The following is a 17,243-nucleotide window of genomic DNA, read 5'->3' on the forward strand; positions in this document are numbered from 1 at the left end:
CCGTAGTGAGTGATCCGAATACGCTCGTGGACACCCCGCCGACCACGACCACCGTCCTCTGGGTTCGACGATACTGACATGAGTTCCGAGCAGCTGTTAACCAACAGGTATGGGGAAACGCGGAGCGTGTTGGTTAACCGATCGACTTACCACCGCCGTCAGTAACCCACGACTTCAGTCCTGTCTCTTACCCACAAATCCTATCGCCGTAGTTCGCGGAACGTGTTGCCAAGATGCAGAGCGGTTCACGAAGCCGGCGGACTGATCTAGCCGAAGCGGAGCTGTGTCAGACGGATGTCTCTGGCACGGTTCGCAAGGAGTTTCAGTCTGCTGAGTTTGGTGATGAACGGCTTACTGACCGATTGATGCAGGTCGGCGATCGGCTCGGCAGGGCACCTGCCGAGTCGATCCCCAACGCCTGCGAGGACTGGGCCTCCACAAAGGCTACGTACCGATTTTGCGATAACGAGCGTGTGGACCCAGACGAGATTCTCTCCGCCCACGCGCGAGAACAACGCTCACGCGTCGATGACAACGAGGAACTCCTCGTTGTCTCTGACACGACTGAGCTCGTGTTCCCGAGACATCCGTCCAAGGAGGGACTCGGTGACATCGGCAACTCTACGACGGATCTCGAAGGTGTCAAGGTTCACTCGACGATCGGAGTCGATCCACAGACACATCGCATGACTGGGGTCATCGATCAGCAGTCGCTGATCGAGGACCAACAGGCCAGCACCAAACACGACGCGAATGGGAAGGGTGAGCGGATCGAATTAGAGAGCGAACAGAAAAAATGGATTCGAGGGGACAGGCAAGCCAGCGACTGGCTTGCCGAGGAGATTCGACCGATATTCATCCACGACCGAGGAGCTGATGCATTTGCGTTCTACCGCGAAGTTACAGACGAGCTGGACGCTGGATTCGTCGTCCGGGCGAATCAGAATCGCTGTATTCAGACGCCGTCCGGAACGGACGGGCGTCTGATTGACTGGAGTGAAGACCTCCCCGAACAAGGTCGCACGTCGATAGAGATCGAACAAGGAAGTGGAAGAGCAGCTAGAGAGGCTGAGCTGATCGTCAAAGCCGGCTCGTGTGAGCTACTTCCACCGCAGAACGATCTAACTCACACCGAGCCAGTCGAGGTAAACGTCGTGCGGATCGACGAACGTGGAGAACAAGACGACCCGATTCAGTGGGTGTTACTCACCACTGAATCGGTCGTTGCGTTCAGTGATTCGCTGAGTGTGATAGAATCTTACCGCGCTCGATGGACGATCGAAGACTGGCACAAGGTGCTGAAGACTGGATGCCGGATCGAGGAACGCCGACTGGAAACGTGGGAGCGCATGGAGGTCTTGTTGAGTGTCTATTCGGTAATCGCGTGGAAGGTGCTGGAGTTACGGGAACTTGCTCGGGGAGACACACACTGCTCACCTGATGTCCTTCTGAGCGAGATTGAACGGTCAATTCTGGAAACGAAATTTCCAGAATTGACCGACAACGGGGCTCAAGCGTACGCAATTGCGATTACGAAGATCGGCGGCTACCTTGACCGAGGCTCCGATCCACCGCCCGGTTGGGAGACGATTTGGAAAGGCCTCAAGAAACTTCAGACCTGGGCGGAGGGATACGAACTGCGCTCCTGAGACTTATGGGTAAGAGACAGGCCTAAAGACGGGGGTATGCGCTCGTAACTCTATCAAACGAATCGGTTTCGGCCGGTGTCTCGACGATCGTCGGTATCTGACACGTATTCCAAACCCGTCGAAACGAGCCCACAACCTGGGATACCAGTTGTCCCCCGATCAAAATCGGTCTCCCCGAACCCTAATTCGACGAAATCCTCCGCAAGGTAGCTGTGTGAGCGGAGGAAGGGAACGGGATCGGACCGAGCGGACGGACGTTCAGAGACGCACTCAGGCGTCGAAATCCCGGTACAGAGAGCGTGAGACAGCGCAATCCGAGATCACGAGGTCACAACTCGACGGGCTCGACACAGGGAGAGAATCATCCAAACACGGTTGCAGTCATGCGGTTTTGGGTGGGAAAAAGCGTCGAAAACGACTGGATACGGACAGGCCACCACGCACGAGTGCGAACTCCCCCAAACGTCGAGGAGAGAGCCGCTCCGAGCCTAACTCGGCGGAATCCATCCGAAACTCCAGAGCGACGACAGAGTGAGATATCGGCGTTCGCAGGAGCCACTCGCCTCCATTCGACCCTACATCGACCCCGAAAACACCGTCGAGAGCATTCCTTGCGGAGGAAAACACCGAGTTAGGATCCCCTGGCACGAACGGAGAACTCACAAGACCCGCTCTCCGTCGATTCGTGCCTCTCGTACCGAGTTAGGATGCGAACTCGACCGCGTGACACCCGACAGAGTCTCTGTTGACCCCGACGTCGCGACGACACCGACCCACCCGACGGAGACAGTGGCTCCCAGCGAGCGACTACTCGATCGTTCTTCGAGGAGAGAACTCCTTTAGGCTACCACTCGAACAGAGTAGAAGCCCACGTATCAACGAGTATGCGGGCGAGGACGCGGTGGCAGGCGCGCTTTCGAGGAAGAGACCCAATAGAGTACAACGAAAACGCGCACAGGGACCACTGGGGCCGCAGGCAAGCGACGGTGGGTGGTGTCAGCAGATCGCTACTGAGTCGCAGTCGGGACACCGCTCGATCGCGTCACCCGGTCGGGCGAGATCGTCCCGGCCACAGTCGAGGCAGATCCTGACACTCATTCGTGCTGCCATCGGTTCGTCAGACGGCCGTCTGACATAAGAACGTACCGGGGGAGTGTTTGGGTGGTGGATAGTCCACTATGCAGGCATATATTGCACAGGCGGCCGAGAGAGTGCGAATGGGTGCTGGGACCATCCGATCGATGTCAGTGGACTCCTTTTTCATCGTCGATCCGACGGAGGCTGTGCAATCGCCGTTCAGGTGCACCGTCCCTGACGCAAGCGCACACTGACGGGGTGTGCTCACTGAGCGTAACTCAGTGGCATGCCGCGCATTCTCGAAGCCGAAGCAACATCATACGAGCAAAGAGTCCAGGAGATCGCAGACGGCATCCGTAACGGAAACGAGTTCACAACTGAAACAGCAGATGCGCTGTGGACAGCCGTTCTGAATCAACTAACGGGTTCCTCAGACGCCCTTATCTCATGGATGATTAGACAACGTTGAGCCCGGGCCATATCTCGCAGATGACCTCCTGAAATGTTCCAACTACTCTGGGAACGCCAATCACAACAGGCCGCTGTCAAGCCGGCGTTGGTTGCGACCGTGATCGAAAGACTTGACCACACTCAAGAAACAGTCGGCGGTGAATACGAGGAAGAGCCGATTGGTGAGCATCCTTTTTGCACATGTCTTCAGCCGAATCGGACGCGAATGTTGAGCCACTGTCCATGGAGGAATTCATGGAACAATACAGCCAAGACGAAGAGAACCAGTCGGAATAAGAGCCATAGAACCTAATCTGGATTTATTACGTAAAGACGAGTAGTCCCGTGTTCGAGAGTGCGGCAAGCGCCCACGGCAGTCCAAGCGAGGCAGGAACCAGCACACGCTCGTCTCGCGGTAACACCGTCCAGCAGCCCAGACCGATCACGGCAGCGACGGCTTTCAACTGCCAGAGAATCGAGACACCAAATGTCTCGAAGGCCGCACGGAGGAGGGGATTGGACTCGGCGAACCCCTGTTCGAGTCCCACAGTCGTGGTGTGAACGTCGAGGACGAGTGTGGCAAGCACCATGAGCCACATCCAGTGCTCAACGAGCGTCTGGTACTGGACGAGCCACGTTTCGACACTGTTGAGACTTAACCCAGCCGTGCGTTCCTGTGACTCGTCCGTATAAAATATCGTATTCCGTATATTTTCACTCCAGCCCGATTCAGTAAATCCCCTGAGTTTGAGATAGAGCGTATTTGATGGCATATCTCATCATACGTGTTCATACATTATAACTGATTATTCTTAAGGGTACTACTATACTGTAACGACCCCCATTTAAGTAGAGTTTATATGCTCTCGATCGCTCTGAGAGGGCTCTTGATGACGCACAGCTAGTGGTCACTACGGGGAGATCGAGGCCCCCCGAACGCGGGTTGACCCATCGCTCTCCACACGTTGTGTCGAAAAGTCGAACGATATCCGTTGGGGAGAGTTCGGAGACTATTGGAAATGATATGTAATTCATAGAATCCGGTAAAATTGCTTTCGTACCCCTCTTCGCCGGTTATACGAATATCATATTCTGTATTTTCACGCACAGCGTTTTATATCAAAAATCAAAACTCTGGTGATAGAGATAATGAGTCGAAAAGACGCTGCGAACGGCCCTTCTGCAGAGAGGGGCGACACCGACGACTCTGTTCGGCTCAAAATCGGTCGGCGTGGACTTCTCTCTCTCGTTGCTGCTGTCGGTGCGGCCTCCGCCGGCGTCCTCAATTTTGGACAGACCGATGACCAGACGTCACAGACGACTTCCACCCCGGAGTCCTTTGGGTATGGTGGCCCAGTAACGTCAACGACAGACACGCCCAGTTCGCCGACGCCCACCACGACAGCGACAGCTGGGAGGACTACCAGTTCCGACCGGACGCCGAGTCCGTTTCCGACCCAGACAAAGACTCCGGTCGCGACGTCGGCTGTTACGTCAACCGCGACTCCAACGTCGGAACCGTCCGGAGTACCATCTGCCGGAGGTGGTGGCGGTGGTGGTGGTGGTGGCGGAGGCGGTGGTGGCGGTGGGCCAGTTGAAGAAACACCGACCCCGACTGAGACGCCTACGCCAACTAAGACACCCACGCCGACCTCGACCGAGACGCCCACACCAACTGAGACACCCACGCCAACCTCGACCGAGACGCCCACACCAACTGAGACACCCACGCCGACCCCGACCGAGACGCCTACGTCTACTCCAACCGAGACACCCACCCCGACCCCGACTGAAACGTCCACACCCACCTCTACGCCAACTAAGACGCCTACGACTACACCGACTGAGACACCCACCCCGACCCCGACTGAGACTCCTACTCCAACACCAACCGAGACACCCACCTCAACTCCAACCGAGACACCTACGTCTACCCCAACCGAGACACCTACGTCTACCCCAACCGAGACACCTACGTCTACCCCAACCGAGACACCCACCTCAACACCCACGCCGACTGAAACACCCACACCTACGCCAACCGATACACCGACTCCCACGCCGACCCCGACTGAAACGTCCACACCCACGCCGACCGAGACGCCTACACCCACCTCAACCCCAATTCCAGATGACGACTTCGGTGAGTTCGGATACGGCGAAGGTGGATTCGGCGGCACGGTCTGACGCTGGATCCGCGTCTTACCGTTCGAGAAGGGTTCTTTGCATCGAACGGTCGTTGTTAGTATAAGCGAGGAAAGAACGGGCTGTCCCCCACAGGCTCTGATCGTCGTAATAATCGATTTCTCGGGGTGCCGCTAGCCTCAACAGTGGAACAGTCGCTACCAAGCGCGACAGATACTCCACAGAATCACTCTTGATCGAAGGTGATTCGAGAGAGGATATGCTCGAAGTCCTCTCTCGTGTAGGTTCCACGCGGTTTGGTTCGAAGTCTAGTGCCGGGTAAACGAGTGTTGAGGCGGCACGACAGACCTGTTTCGCCTCAGTAGGTCCGATCATACGACGACTACGATTTGAGTCGTCAGTCAGGTTGGACAACTACTGTAATCGGCGGGGTTCTCTCCTCGCAGAAAAACAGGGACCTCGCAGTTGCTACTCCTCTAGCATCATGAAGTATATCACGAAAACGCGCACGGGGACCACTGGGGCCACAGGCGAACGACGAGGAGACCGGCGTCCCAAGCCAAGGCCCGACCCGACGAGAGGGGTTAGCGAACTTCGAGAGGTAGTCGAACTTCCAAACGAGGGCTGTGACGACGATATCCCGGCACCCAAACCTGACGCACCGTCGTTCGAATCCTGATCCATGGTGTCACGGACTCCTCGGACAGGGAGATCGTCAAGTGCTCCAGACGTACGGCTACAGATACGACCGAACCCGCGGAGACCACGCCATTTTGAACTATACCTACCCCGAGACGCGAGAGAAACGAGAATCGTGGCTGTTCCGCTCCACAAGCACGGTTGGACCGGTCCGAGTTTGGGATGAGAATAGTCAGATACAGCAAAAATAAGTCAAATATTAAGTAGCAAGGTCGTTTTTTGGATGGTATATACAGTCATCAGCCTCACATGTTGGACTGAAATCGAGAGTTCGTAGCATGTCATCCATGAAAACATACATTTTCCGTGTATGGGTGCTTCCGAATCCAGCAGTAGGCTTCATGCCCCACATGGATGTCTGGCGTGAGATCGAAATCGATGACTCACAAACACTGGTTGCGCTTCATGAGACAATCGCTGATGCGTTCGATTGGTGGAACATCCGCGACTACGAGTTTGTCGTGCATGACACCGAGAGCGGTCTCCAAAATCGATATAGTCCCCCGAAAGCACCTGGCGAAGAGTCGAGACAGACCAGATCCAGAGCTGACCGTCTTATCCAGAGCATCCGTCCAGCGACCGACAGCAGGGCGGGTACGTGGTTCCAGAGCGATCAAGCTGATTCAGTGACGGAGTACGAGAGCGCCGAAATCCCCATCAGTAGAATTGATCCCACGGAGCTTCATTCGTTGCGCTATCGGTTCAATCCTGGACACAGTTACGATCACCACATAGAACTGCAACAAACCCGCAAGGGAGGGCAGAGGAGTGACCCGAAAGTAGTCCGTGAACAGGGTACGAGCCCACCGACACACCCCCAGGTCGGTATGACGATCTTCCGTTGATTGGTTCGCTCTTCTATTGCTCAGGGTCGTTCGTTTCTCAGTACCGGTAGTCCAGTTTTCGGCCTTGACGTGGCGTGGTTCTGTGACTGCCTTGCGCAGTGCAGCCACATCGGCCTCGGAGAGGCGATTGAACGGCGGACGTGATGGATCTTCTCTCTGGAATCATTCTATTGAGATAAAACACGCATGGCATATGCATCACTCAAATTGACACGGACTCTGCGGGAGTCGCGCTCGTTGATGACACCGTGGACGTATACAAATAGAGGGGCACGATCGGGGGATTACCCTTCTCGTTCAGTTCACGAAGGACGAGCCGCTTCACGTGGTCTTCGTTCAAGCACGTCGGGTGCCGACCGTTCGACAGTATGAACTCCCGCCACTCGCGGATCGTTCGCTCGTACCCGCCGACCGGTCTTCAGTGCGAGATCTTTCGGCACGAGGCCATCCTGAACGAACAGCCTGAACACGTCCACGTCGAACTCTTCGAGAAATTCGAAGGAGAGATGCTCAAACAACGCTAGCGTCTCTGTCTCCACGCCATTGAAGAACGAGTCTACCGAAGGGTGATCTTGCGGGGTCGTTGGGCTCATACCACCTCAGCGTTCACCCTGCTCTTTGGTGTTCTGCTCGTTCTATGACACTCTCGAAGATTTGGTTATACGAAACCCGTAGTTTATAAAGAACCTAATGAGAATGCGTCCACATCTTGATAGGAGATAGGAAATACCGGGAAACTGAACCTGAAGATAATATTGACTGCCAATGGAGGCATCAAGCTACATCAAACGACGTTCTATAACACCAGCACTCTTAATGTTAGATACTGTAGCTGATTGTTGTGTCGTCTCTACTATTCCACTGTTATCTCAGTTGATTCTTAGATAGAATATATGAAGTACGACGAAAAGCATGCGGTGTTATGGAAGAAACTCCGAACTTCTCCCTGAGTCAACCTACCAAAGGATCACTTGATTGGCACGTCCCACTGAATAAGAATTATGACCTAATCGATGGGAAATTACCAATAGTTGCTAAATACTCTAATCGTGATAATTATAACCCCTTAAATAATCAGTTGCTCTTCGCTCATGATATAGGCCAGTGGTTGATTTTTAATAGGGAATCAGACTCTTGGAAGAAATTAAACAATTTGGGCTCAGAAGGTAATCCTGTCTCGGCCGAAACTAACCAAACCAATGGTGTTGTTTACGCAAGAAATTTTGAGGGATCGGGTTTGGCTTCCAAAATTGAAGAGGCGTTAAACTGGATAAAGTATAATCAGGATGGCCAGGGCCGAATACGCATAACACCTAAGCATGACGGGTCAAATTGGGTTTGGGATAAGTCACTGACTATTGACCCATCTGAATATGCTGGGATACATATTGACATCGACGATACAGTAGCTATTGAACATGACACCTCGGTGCCCGGATGGACACTGATAATCAACACGACGTCATCAATAAATGCAGTCAACAATGGTCAAGCATTTAAAATGACTGGGGGATACTTTAATGGACAAGGCCAAATCAACAGTGATTTAGATGGTTTCTGCCGTCTTCAAGATTCTACTTTAGCAACAATTGCACCCTCTCGCGTAGAGCGCTACTTTAGTAAAGGAACATCAAATAAATTAATAAAAGCCTTCGAAGTTCGCAATTACAATTCTTTTAGTGAGGATCTCATAATCGGACCTTGTGACATTTGGAGTTCTGATATCGCGATAGATTTTGTTCCTAGTAGTGTATCAGGTGGTGAAGGGACAGATTCCTTCGATGGAATCGAGATTCAGTCAATAACCGCGCGTTTGATTAGGAATATTGGTATTAGATTCCGCGGGATTGTCCAGAATTCTACTATTCATCAACCCACGGTGTTTCTCGCTAAGGATGACGCGATTGCCTTCTACTTGGACGCAGCAATGGGTGGATCCAGCATATCCAACCCAAAGGGCGAGAAATCTACTGGAGAAGAAATTAATACAGTCTTCTTTAGAACCGGAGAAAAATTTGGGCAATCTCCAATGATAATCAACCCATGGTCTGTTTTAGATACCGACTACTCTCGTTTCACCCAGGATGACGCAATTTTTGCCATGGGTCCTGGCACAGGCTCGGGCATAAACTCTCCGCAGCTGTCGAAATCTGACAGATTCATTATTTCTGATGGTGAGCACAGTCTGCTTGAAGTAAAATCGGACTCGAATTTAGGTGATTCATCCTTCGCAGTCGGTAAAAACGCATCCGCCAAGGGCAGTTTCTCAACATCAGTCGGATGGAATTCAACCGATAACTCCCACCCGGGAAGTACCGTTCTCGGACGGAATGCTAAGTCTCAAGGGGAATATGGTGTAGCCATTGGCGAACAGGCCTTAGCTAAAAAATTCGGGGTCGCTATAGGTAGAGGTGCAAAAGTCTCCAAAGACGGTTCGGGAATCGCTATTGGTCTGAATTCAACATCTTCAGCCCACAATGTAATTCACATTGGTGCTGGCGGAGAAACCTTGACTCCAAGAATCGCTCGAGTTGCTGGTGGCACGACAGAATTTGTATTTCCATTGAATCGGGGGCCCACGATTAGCGATGACGACTTAAACAAGAACGAGGCTGCATTTAGTATGGACGATAGTGGTGATAAAATGCTAGTAAGAGTTAAAACATCAAGCGGTGAGGTAAAAACCGGTAGCATACAGTTTGACTGAAAATAACCTCCAAAGGGTGAACGAAAATTAGCTCAGTGATTCATCAACAAATATAGAAGCACTGCCTTTATTACAATCAAGAAAGAGATTCAAGACAAATACATTATATCACACATGAAACCAAATATTATAACGATTGTAGCAGACTGTTTAAGATATGACAGAGTTATGGACACGGCGAATGATAATTTTAGTCTTGATACCAAGAATATCGACAGATTAGCTGATCAGGGGGTATCGTATTCGAACAGTTATTCTACGGGATCCTGGACTGTCCCAGCACATGGTTCCTTTTTTTCTGGAAGGTACCCTTCTGAACACGCTGCAACGTGCTTGAATAAACGGTTTGATATTGAACGGGAAGGAACGCTGGCTGGCCAATTATCATCGCTAGATTATACCTCGGTCGGATTCTCAGCTAACCCCTGGGTCAGTGATGAGTTCGGATTTTCCTCTGGATTTGACCGATTTTATGACATACACCCAGGATTATTCGCAATGAAGTGTGAAATATCCGCTCGTAATAATTCAGAATATCAAACCAGTATTTTCCCATCTGTTGAGGATGGTATTAAGAGGTTCGTCCGTGGGATAATGCCGAATCGTATATTCAATTATCTCAAGCCGAAGCACCCGAGTGCAAGTGCAGAAGATGTGAATTCGAGAATATTCGAAGAAATTGACATAGGTTCGCAGGATAGGCCGTTCTACATGTTTGTGAATTATATGGACGTGCACGAACCATACAGAATTCATGAAAAGTATCTGCACGAAGAGGAATTTGGTGTGCAGGGCTCTATCTCATGGAACTTAGATAGTCTCAATCAAAACGAGATAGATGATTATCAATCAGAAGCGATTGAATCAATATACAATGCCTCCGTGACGTACCTAGATTCATGTATTGGTGAATTGTTGAAATGGCTCGAGAGTAGGAATGTATTGGAAGAGTCTATTATAATTATCCTATCCGATCACGGCCAATCACTGGGTGAAAATGGGTTCTGGGGCCACGGAACATACTTATCAGACGAACTGATACGAATACCAGTGATAGTCTCTGGACCAAGCCAATATATTGACAGGTGGCCAGACCGAGACACTACAATCTCTATAGGAGAAGTTCCATATTATTTACTCGAATCTATTTCGGAACAGTTTCAATCTGGGTCGGATTTATTGAAAAGATCTGCAAATAAGAAAATCGCTGGAGGTGATAGTCCCGTTGCTGCCGAATCACACGGAGCACATGAGGAAGGTTACTCAGATTTAGATAGTATCCCCAATAAAGGGTTCATCTCAATAGCGCTGAACGATACGAAATACGTTAAGAATTTAGATGACTGTAGTATTAAGTCCTTGATAGACGATTTCGAATGGACCTATGACAAAATTCCTCCCGAAATGAGACATTTAGAAGATGAAATTCTTGAAATTGATGTGTCAATGAATGATGAACCAAACCAGGCCGGGATGAATGCTGACACACAGAAAAGACTGAAAGACCTAGGATATATTTAACGTCACGGAGGAAACAATTCAATCATGAATGATGTCTCCGCGATGGTTGTGACGCTGAATGAAGAGGAAAATATCGAAAACTGCCTAGAGACTCTCGAGTGGTGTGATGAGATAATCATCGTAGACGGATATAGTAATGACCAAACAGTCAGTCTTGCGAAAGAGTATACTAACAAAGTGTATATGGATGAACCCGCTGGATATGGAGATCCTGCCAGAAAAATCGCGATTGAAGAGGCGAGCAATGAATGGATTTGCATGCTGGACGCAGACGAGATGATTCCTAAAAAATTGGCTAACCGGCTTGAGCGGCTCGCCAAGAATAGTGAGGCCGACGTCATATATGCACCTCGAATGAATTTTAGTCTAGGTGAATGGATAGATAACGCTGGATTCTGGCCCGACTATCGCCCAATACTGTTCCGTAAGAAGCAAGCCAATCTATCCGATGACGTTCACGACTTCATCAATTTTGATGAGGAGACTGCATCCATCAAAATGGAACAGGACCCTGACATTGCTATCCGTCATTTTAACCACACCAACCTGCATGACAAAATTGATAGAATTAATAAATATACTACTATTGAGTCAGAACAGATTGAATACACAAATTGGGGAATGGTATCACGTTCTATCCTCGAATTTGTTAATAGGTACTTCATCCAAACTGGATTCCGATCTGGGGTCACTGGACTGATACTTTCGATACTCCAAGCGTGGTACGTTTTTTTAAGCTATCTGAAAGCAAGGGAAGCACATGTCGTTGGAAGTGAAGAAGACATCAATGCAAAATATGACCATGAAAAGCAAAAGGTACTTCAAGATTGGAGTTGATCTCAACTTAACCTAAATTAAATGTTATATTCATGAACCGACATTTTCAGACGAGAATATTCCACGAGTATTTTGAGCTCGCTGCACTCTTTATTTCGGTCATTATTGTGGTTAATATATTTGTGTTCATCGACCCTATCTTAGCTGTAAAAGCCTCATTTCTAATTGTCGGTTGTCTAATTGTGCTTATATCCACGTATTCGTCCGGTACAGGTGATAATCTTAGCGAAAATCAACGATTTAAAATAATGATTTCAGTACTGTTGATATATTTTTCTATATCTAACCTTGGACATATACCGATTCAATCATTGTTTATCGCACTGGCAGTAGTATCATTCTTTGCTGCCTCAGGGCTGAACAACGGAGCGGGCCCAGTGTTCGCCATGATAAGTTCATCAATTGCTATTGCAATTATATTTATACATTTGGTTCTAAATTCCGGAATGATAGTAGGTAACATTGATCCTCTTTGGCAGCACTATCCCAATGTAAAGTCAATCATCGAAACTGGCGGGTTATCAGGAATTGACACTAGATATGTTAATTTCCCTAATCTATTCACCTTAATTTCGATTACATCTCTAGTAACAGGTACGAAGACGTACTATAGCGCGGTTTTATCCCAAATTGCGTTCGGATTCACATTAATATTGGTGACTTACCAATTCACATTCCGATTGTCAGGAGAAAAGCCAGCTACCATTGGGGTCTTGGTATTAGTCGCGCTTTTTCCAATTACATTTCACATCCCGATACTGTTCCCTCAAACATTGGCTACCATTTTCGGATTACTTATTTTCTCTATCCTGCTGAGTGACCGGACTCCACGCATCAATATCCTAATGTATATATTTTGTTGTTCACTTTTACTAACTCACCATCTTTCAGCGGTTGTGTTCATACTATTGTATTTTCTTGCGAGTTATTTTGTTGAATTTCAGAAAAAGGCCTTGCTACCAATAAGTGGAGCTGTTTCGATATATATCATATTTTTTGCCAATCAATTTGTTATTAGCTTGAAACGGGCAACAATCGAGCTTCTCGATAAAATTTTCACTCAGAACGGATCTACGTCTGCCGAGGTTGTTTATTTAGGTACTACAAAAGGACAGGCGACGATTGGCTCCACTATATGGTATCTTATTTCGCTCAGAGGTGTATACTATATAGCCGTTTGCGTTGTACTTTTAATTTCCTTATACTATTGGCAGCGCGAAAGAGACCATGGAGAAGGACTAATGGGGATTATTTGTTCATTTTCTATACTACCACTTCCCATCTCAATAGTGGGGCTGACAAGGGGGAGATTCTTTATGGCATTTCTGACAATTCCATTGCTCAGTATTGGAATATGCAAAGGATTGGCTAGGACAAGGTACTCAGATATTATTCTCATTCTTTCAGTCGTTACGATGATTACGCTTTCACCGGCTGTAGCGTTTGGGTACACTCCTATTCATGAGAGTAGTGATGGGCACAGGTTTCAATACGTGATTTCAGAGGCAGAAAGTGTTAGGTTGAGTCATGTTTCTGATTTTTCAACCCGGTTTGATACCACACTTACGACATTCCGAATTACTTCTTATTATGTGAACTATACTGGAGGTACAGCTCACCAAGAGGTTAATATATCCAATGGCAATGTGATTCTGCCAAAGGGAGCCTTCTTATATCGTTATAGTTGGGGAAAGTATCGTGCAAGCAAACATGGAGATTTGAAAACTACAGACATATTAATGTCAGAAAGTTACATAAATCACTCAATTATTGACTCGAACAAGATATACTCCTCAGGTGATGTGGGATTATTATGGAACGAAAAAGTTAAACGGTTTTGATTAGCTGGGCACTTTCTAGTTAACAGCCTCAGCTGGCGTTCGATCATTTAGCGCCCGGTCGCTGAAAGTTATAGTAGTACGCGAACTGCGCAAGCCATTGGGCGACGGCAGCCCGACTGCCGATCCACGAATTATGGAAGCGGTCGATCCTCATTTTGAGGGTGTGAAACCACTTTTCGATGAGGTTTCGGTCCACGTAGTCCAGATAACCGCTCAAGTCTAATCGAAAGAGGGCAGTCAGATAGCTGTAGCCGTCGACGAGAAGCTCGGCGTTTGAGAGATCACGTTTCTCGGTGGGTTGACGAAAGAACTCGGTTGCTGGATCGGTACCACACCGTTTGAAGAGATCGACGCCGAGCAGAGCTTTGAGTCGACGTCTATTGCAGCACACAACCACGACCACTCGCCGTTGATTTTGACAGCGATCTCGTCGACCGCGACCCGCGTCGGCTGCGCCGACGACGGGTCGGGAACGCTTTCAGCCGGCCGATGTACCCACTGCCAGATCGCCTGATGAGACCGTTCTGCGCCGAGGAGATGCAGAATCTCTCTTGTCTCTCTGAGAGAACAACCGGTCGCGTGGAGGCGGACGGCGAGCGCCCTGACGGGCGTCGCCGTCCGCTCACGCTCCCAACATTCTTTTAATTCTGTCGCGAAGCACTCGCCGAGCAGGTCTTCGAGAATTGGCCCAACCAAACTCTAAGACCTGCTCGCTTCTCAAACTGGCCTAACTAGACAGTGCCGGAAAAGACAAAGTATCAGCCCTACAATAAACTAACATGGCTACTGATAAGATACGGTTGATTCTCGGTCAGATTATATGGATGGTAACTACGTCTGTATTGCTAATCTTGACTGAATCATTCTCATATGAGCTGTATTTCGTCACGTCTACTATCGGTTTTCTTATTACGGCCGATATTCTGATGCTATCTTACAGACATCTACTGCGAAAGAAGATATTTTTATTGAGCTTCGTGGTCGGACTGGTAGGATCCACAATTATAATTATCAAACAACTCTTGAAAGTTGTTGAAATACTCTAACCCCAAAATGGCAGCGACCATATAGACTCAATCACATGTTTCAGCGTCGCCACAAAATTGTATAACGCTCTTAGGAAGCAGATTGTTGACGGTGAGAGCAGTGGCTGAAAGTCGAAGAGGGCAAGGGCACCGCGTCAGCGGTGCCCGACATGTTCCCAGTAAACCGATTCGTGTCCGAATCGGCTCCAGCGGACCTGCTGCAACAGGTTCGCTGGCGTGATGGTGTTGAGTGCCCTCGCTGCCGTTCTGACCTGACGGTCAGAAACGGCAGCTATCGGGTGTATCAGCGGTATTTGTGTAAGAATTGCGGTCGCACGCTCAATGACAAGACTGGCACGATCTTCTCTCACTCAAAGCTCAAGCTGAAAGAGGGTTACTTCACGATTTACGTCTTCTTACGGTTCAACACAAGCATTCGACAAATCGAAGCAGAACTCGAGCTTTCTTACAGGACGTGAGACAGCGTGTCAAGCGCTTCGCCAGAGCGCTCGACACGCCTTCGGTACGGCTGTCTGGGCCAGTCGAGATCGACGAGGTGTACGTCTTTGCTGGGCTAAAAGGTCGCGAGCGGGACCAGACGTCCCGCTCGCGTGCCCTGTCTACACGCGGGCGAGGAACGTATGAAGACGACAAACCACCCGTGTTCACGCTGGTCGATCGCGGTACTGACGAACGGTACGTCGTGCCAGCCAAATCCGCCGACGAATCGAATGTGCGACTCCTGCTCGCTAATCACGAGCAGGAGTCGCTCACCGTCTACACCGACGGATTTCGAGCCTACGACCCGCTCGAAGACGACGATGAGTTCCAGCGTGAGTTCGTCGTTCACAGCGACAGCGAATACGCCGATGACGAGACCCACATCAACATTTGCGAGAGCCACGGGTCGCTCCTGCGACTCTGGCTCTCGCCTCACCGAGGTGTCTCCAAAGATAGACTCACATCATATATCCGAGCGTTTCAGCTCCATCGTGAAGTCTTCCGAAACCCGGTAAAGAAGCGCTCAAAACGATCCTCGAAACTGCGCTGTGACTCACCAACAATCTACGCCATAAGAGCGTTCTTTGAGATGAAAAGCCCAACTATCACTGTCTGGACGCTCGAGGGGCGCAATCATTCCATAACCATCGCTAAAGAAATCCGGCGCATGGTATTTTCAGTACATCACAAAGCCGGTTAGTTGAGACGTCTGCTTGCTGAAGGTGTGTCTACGACCCAGCAAGCAGACGGTGAGATTCACGAGGACCAGCTTCTTAACTTCCTCGTCAACTCCCTTGACGAGGAAGTTGCTCTTACATTCGCTGAAAACGCTGAGATCGACGCTGAAGACATCTACGAGGTCCTCGTCGGCGCGTGCGCCGACGGGACCTCGGTCTCGACGCTCTGTAAGAGAAGCGAAGATGCACCCCACGAAAACTCGGTTCTCTACCATCTCCGCACTAAGTTCGACCTCGAGACGCTCGAACAAGTCGGGAACACGCTCCTCCAGAAGGACGTTCTCGACGTCCTCCCCGAGCAGGTGGAGGTCGTTGCGGACCTCCACCTGCGACCCTACTACGGTGACGAAGACGACACAGAGGGCCTCTACCACTCGGAAGCGAAACGTGGAACGACCGCGTTCCACGCGTACGCGACGCTGTACGCACGCGTGAAGAACAAACGCTACACGCTGGCGGTGCGCCGTCTCGAAGACGGCGACACCGCCAGTAGCGTCCTCGCAGAGTTTCTCGGGATCCTCGACGGCCTTGACCTCGACGTCAAGGCCGTCTATCTTGACCGCGAATTCTACGACAGCAAGTGTTTGACACTGCTTCACGCGCACAACCACGCGTACGTCATGCCGATCGTCCGCTGGGGACGGACGATCAAGCGAGAACTCTCGGAAGGCTGGAGTCGCGTGATTCAGCACAACCTGACGGCGAAACTCGACGGTCACAGCTGGACCGTCGAGTTTCCCGTCTACATCGACTGCACCTACCAGAACGGGAGGTACGACGGGCATGGGGTGGCGCGTCACGGCTATGCCGCTGACGCGCCGTTCATCAACACTCCACGAGACGCCCGATACCACTACGCGAAACGCTTCGGTATCGAGGCAAGCTACCGGCTCTCCGAGCAAACGATTGCGACGACTACGACACAGAATCCGGTCGTACGGCTGTTATACGTCGTGGTGAGTTTGCTGTTACAGAACGTGTGGCGGTATCTGCACTGGGAGTACGTGGCGATGCCCCGCCGAGGCGGGCGTCGCCTCTGGGAGTGGTCGTACAAGGAGTTCACCAACATGATGCGACGCGCAGCGTGGACGGCCCTCGCGACGCGTCGGGCCGTCCCCGCAAACCGGCCACCGGACGACCGATTTAGCCGGTAATCTCCGACTGGGCTAACCAGCGGTGTGAGTGGCGACGCTGTCGCGTCGGCGGCAG

At 50.3% G+C, this 17,243-nt stretch carries 10 protein-coding genes and 3 pseudogenes; 9 read left to right on the top strand and 4 right to left on the bottom strand.

Annotated features, from left to right (window positions below):
• The first annotated feature begins 233 nt into the window (after nt 1-233).
• Complete coding sequence (locus tag NKJ07_RS01280) at nt 234-1,649, top strand: IS4 family transposase (RefSeq protein ID WP_318568802.1); 1,416 nt, start codon at nt 234-236, stop codon at nt 1,647-1,649.
• Nucleotides 1,650-3,499: 1,850 nt separating this feature from the next.
• On the opposite strand, the gene NKJ07_RS01285 is transcribed toward NKJ07_RS01280, so the two are convergent.
• Together NKJ07_RS01285 and NKJ07_RS01290 are read right to left on the bottom strand one after the other, a co-directional pair.
• On the bottom strand, nt 3,500-3,949 hold the full coding sequence (locus tag NKJ07_RS01285) for a DUF5658 family protein (protein WP_318568803.1): 450 nt from the start codon (nt 3,947-3,949) through the stop codon (nt 3,500-3,502).
• A gap of 327 nt (nt 3,950-4,276) precedes the next feature.
• Nucleotides 4,277-5,290: a hypothetical protein gene (locus NKJ07_RS01290; protein WP_318568804.1), complete on the bottom strand. Its 1,014-nt coding sequence runs from the start codon at nt 5,288-5,290 to the stop codon at nt 4,277-4,279.
• Between the two features lie 1,017 nt (nt 5,291-6,307).
• On the opposite strand from NKJ07_RS01290, the gene NKJ07_RS01295 reads away from it, so the two are divergent.
• The gene (locus tag NKJ07_RS01295; protein ID WP_318568805.1) at nt 6,308-6,865 is read left to right on the top strand and encodes an IS1096 element passenger TnpR family protein; all 558 of its coding nucleotides are present in this window, start codon (nt 6,308-6,310) and stop codon (nt 6,863-6,865) included.
• A gap of 473 nt (nt 6,866-7,338) precedes the next feature.
• Here NKJ07_RS01295 and NKJ07_RS01300 read toward each other — a convergent pair.
• A pseudogene (locus NKJ07_RS01300) lies at nt 7,339-7,458 on the bottom strand (IS5/IS1182 family transposase); the annotation flags it as partial.
• A gap of 329 nt (nt 7,459-7,787) precedes the next feature.
• On the opposite strand from NKJ07_RS01300, the gene NKJ07_RS01305 reads away from it, so the two are divergent.
• The 4 genes from NKJ07_RS01305 (at nt 7,788) to NKJ07_RS01320 (ending at nt 13,771) form a co-directional block, all read left to right on the top strand.
• Nucleotides 7,788-9,572 (top strand): hypothetical protein, encoded by a 1,785-nt coding sequence (locus NKJ07_RS01305; protein ID WP_318568806.1) that lies wholly within the window; start codon nt 7,788-7,790, stop codon nt 9,570-9,572.
• Between the two features lie 114 nt (nt 9,573-9,686).
• Entirely contained in the window at nt 9,687-11,093 is a 1,407-nt protein-coding gene (locus tag NKJ07_RS01310) for a sulfatase (RefSeq protein WP_318568807.1), read from the top strand.
• A 24-nt stretch (nt 11,094-11,117) separates the two neighbouring features.
• Nucleotides 11,118-11,930 (top strand): glycosyltransferase family 2 protein, encoded by an 813-nt coding sequence (locus NKJ07_RS01315; RefSeq protein WP_318568808.1) that lies wholly within the window; start codon nt 11,118-11,120, stop codon nt 11,928-11,930.
• 1,019 nt (nt 11,931-12,949) lie between these two features.
• Entirely contained in the window at nt 12,950-13,771 is an 822-nt protein-coding gene (locus tag NKJ07_RS01320; RefSeq protein ID WP_318568809.1) for a hypothetical protein, read from the top strand.
• 15 nt (nt 13,772-13,786) lie between these two features.
• Here NKJ07_RS01320 and NKJ07_RS01325 read toward each other — a convergent pair.
• Nucleotides 13,787-14,455 (bottom strand): annotated as a pseudogene (locus NKJ07_RS01325) (IS6 family transposase).
• A gap of 95 nt (nt 14,456-14,550) precedes the next feature.
• Between NKJ07_RS01325 and NKJ07_RS24555 the strand changes: the two are divergent.
• From NKJ07_RS24555 to NKJ07_RS01335, 3 genes and pseudogenes are all read left to right on the top strand, one after another.
• Nucleotides 14,551-14,817, top strand: coding sequence for a DUF8044 family membrane protein (locus tag NKJ07_RS24555; RefSeq protein WP_484593987.1), 267 nt, complete (start codon nt 14,551-14,553; stop codon nt 14,815-14,817).
• 149 nt (nt 14,818-14,966) lie between these two features.
• Nucleotides 14,967-15,849: pseudogene (locus tag NKJ07_RS01330) on the top strand (IS1595 family transposase).
• A 172-nt stretch (nt 15,850-16,021) separates the two neighbouring features.
• Nucleotides 16,022-17,188: an ISH3 family transposase gene (locus tag NKJ07_RS01335; protein ID WP_318568674.1), complete on the top strand. Its 1,167-nt coding sequence runs from the start codon at nt 16,022-16,024 to the stop codon at nt 17,186-17,188.
• Nucleotides 17,189-17,243 lie beyond the last annotated feature (55 nt).

This window comes from Salinigranum marinum (assembly GCF_024228675.1).
GTDB lineage: Archaea > Halobacteriota > Halobacteria > Halobacteriales > Haloferacaceae > Salinigranum > Salinigranum marinum.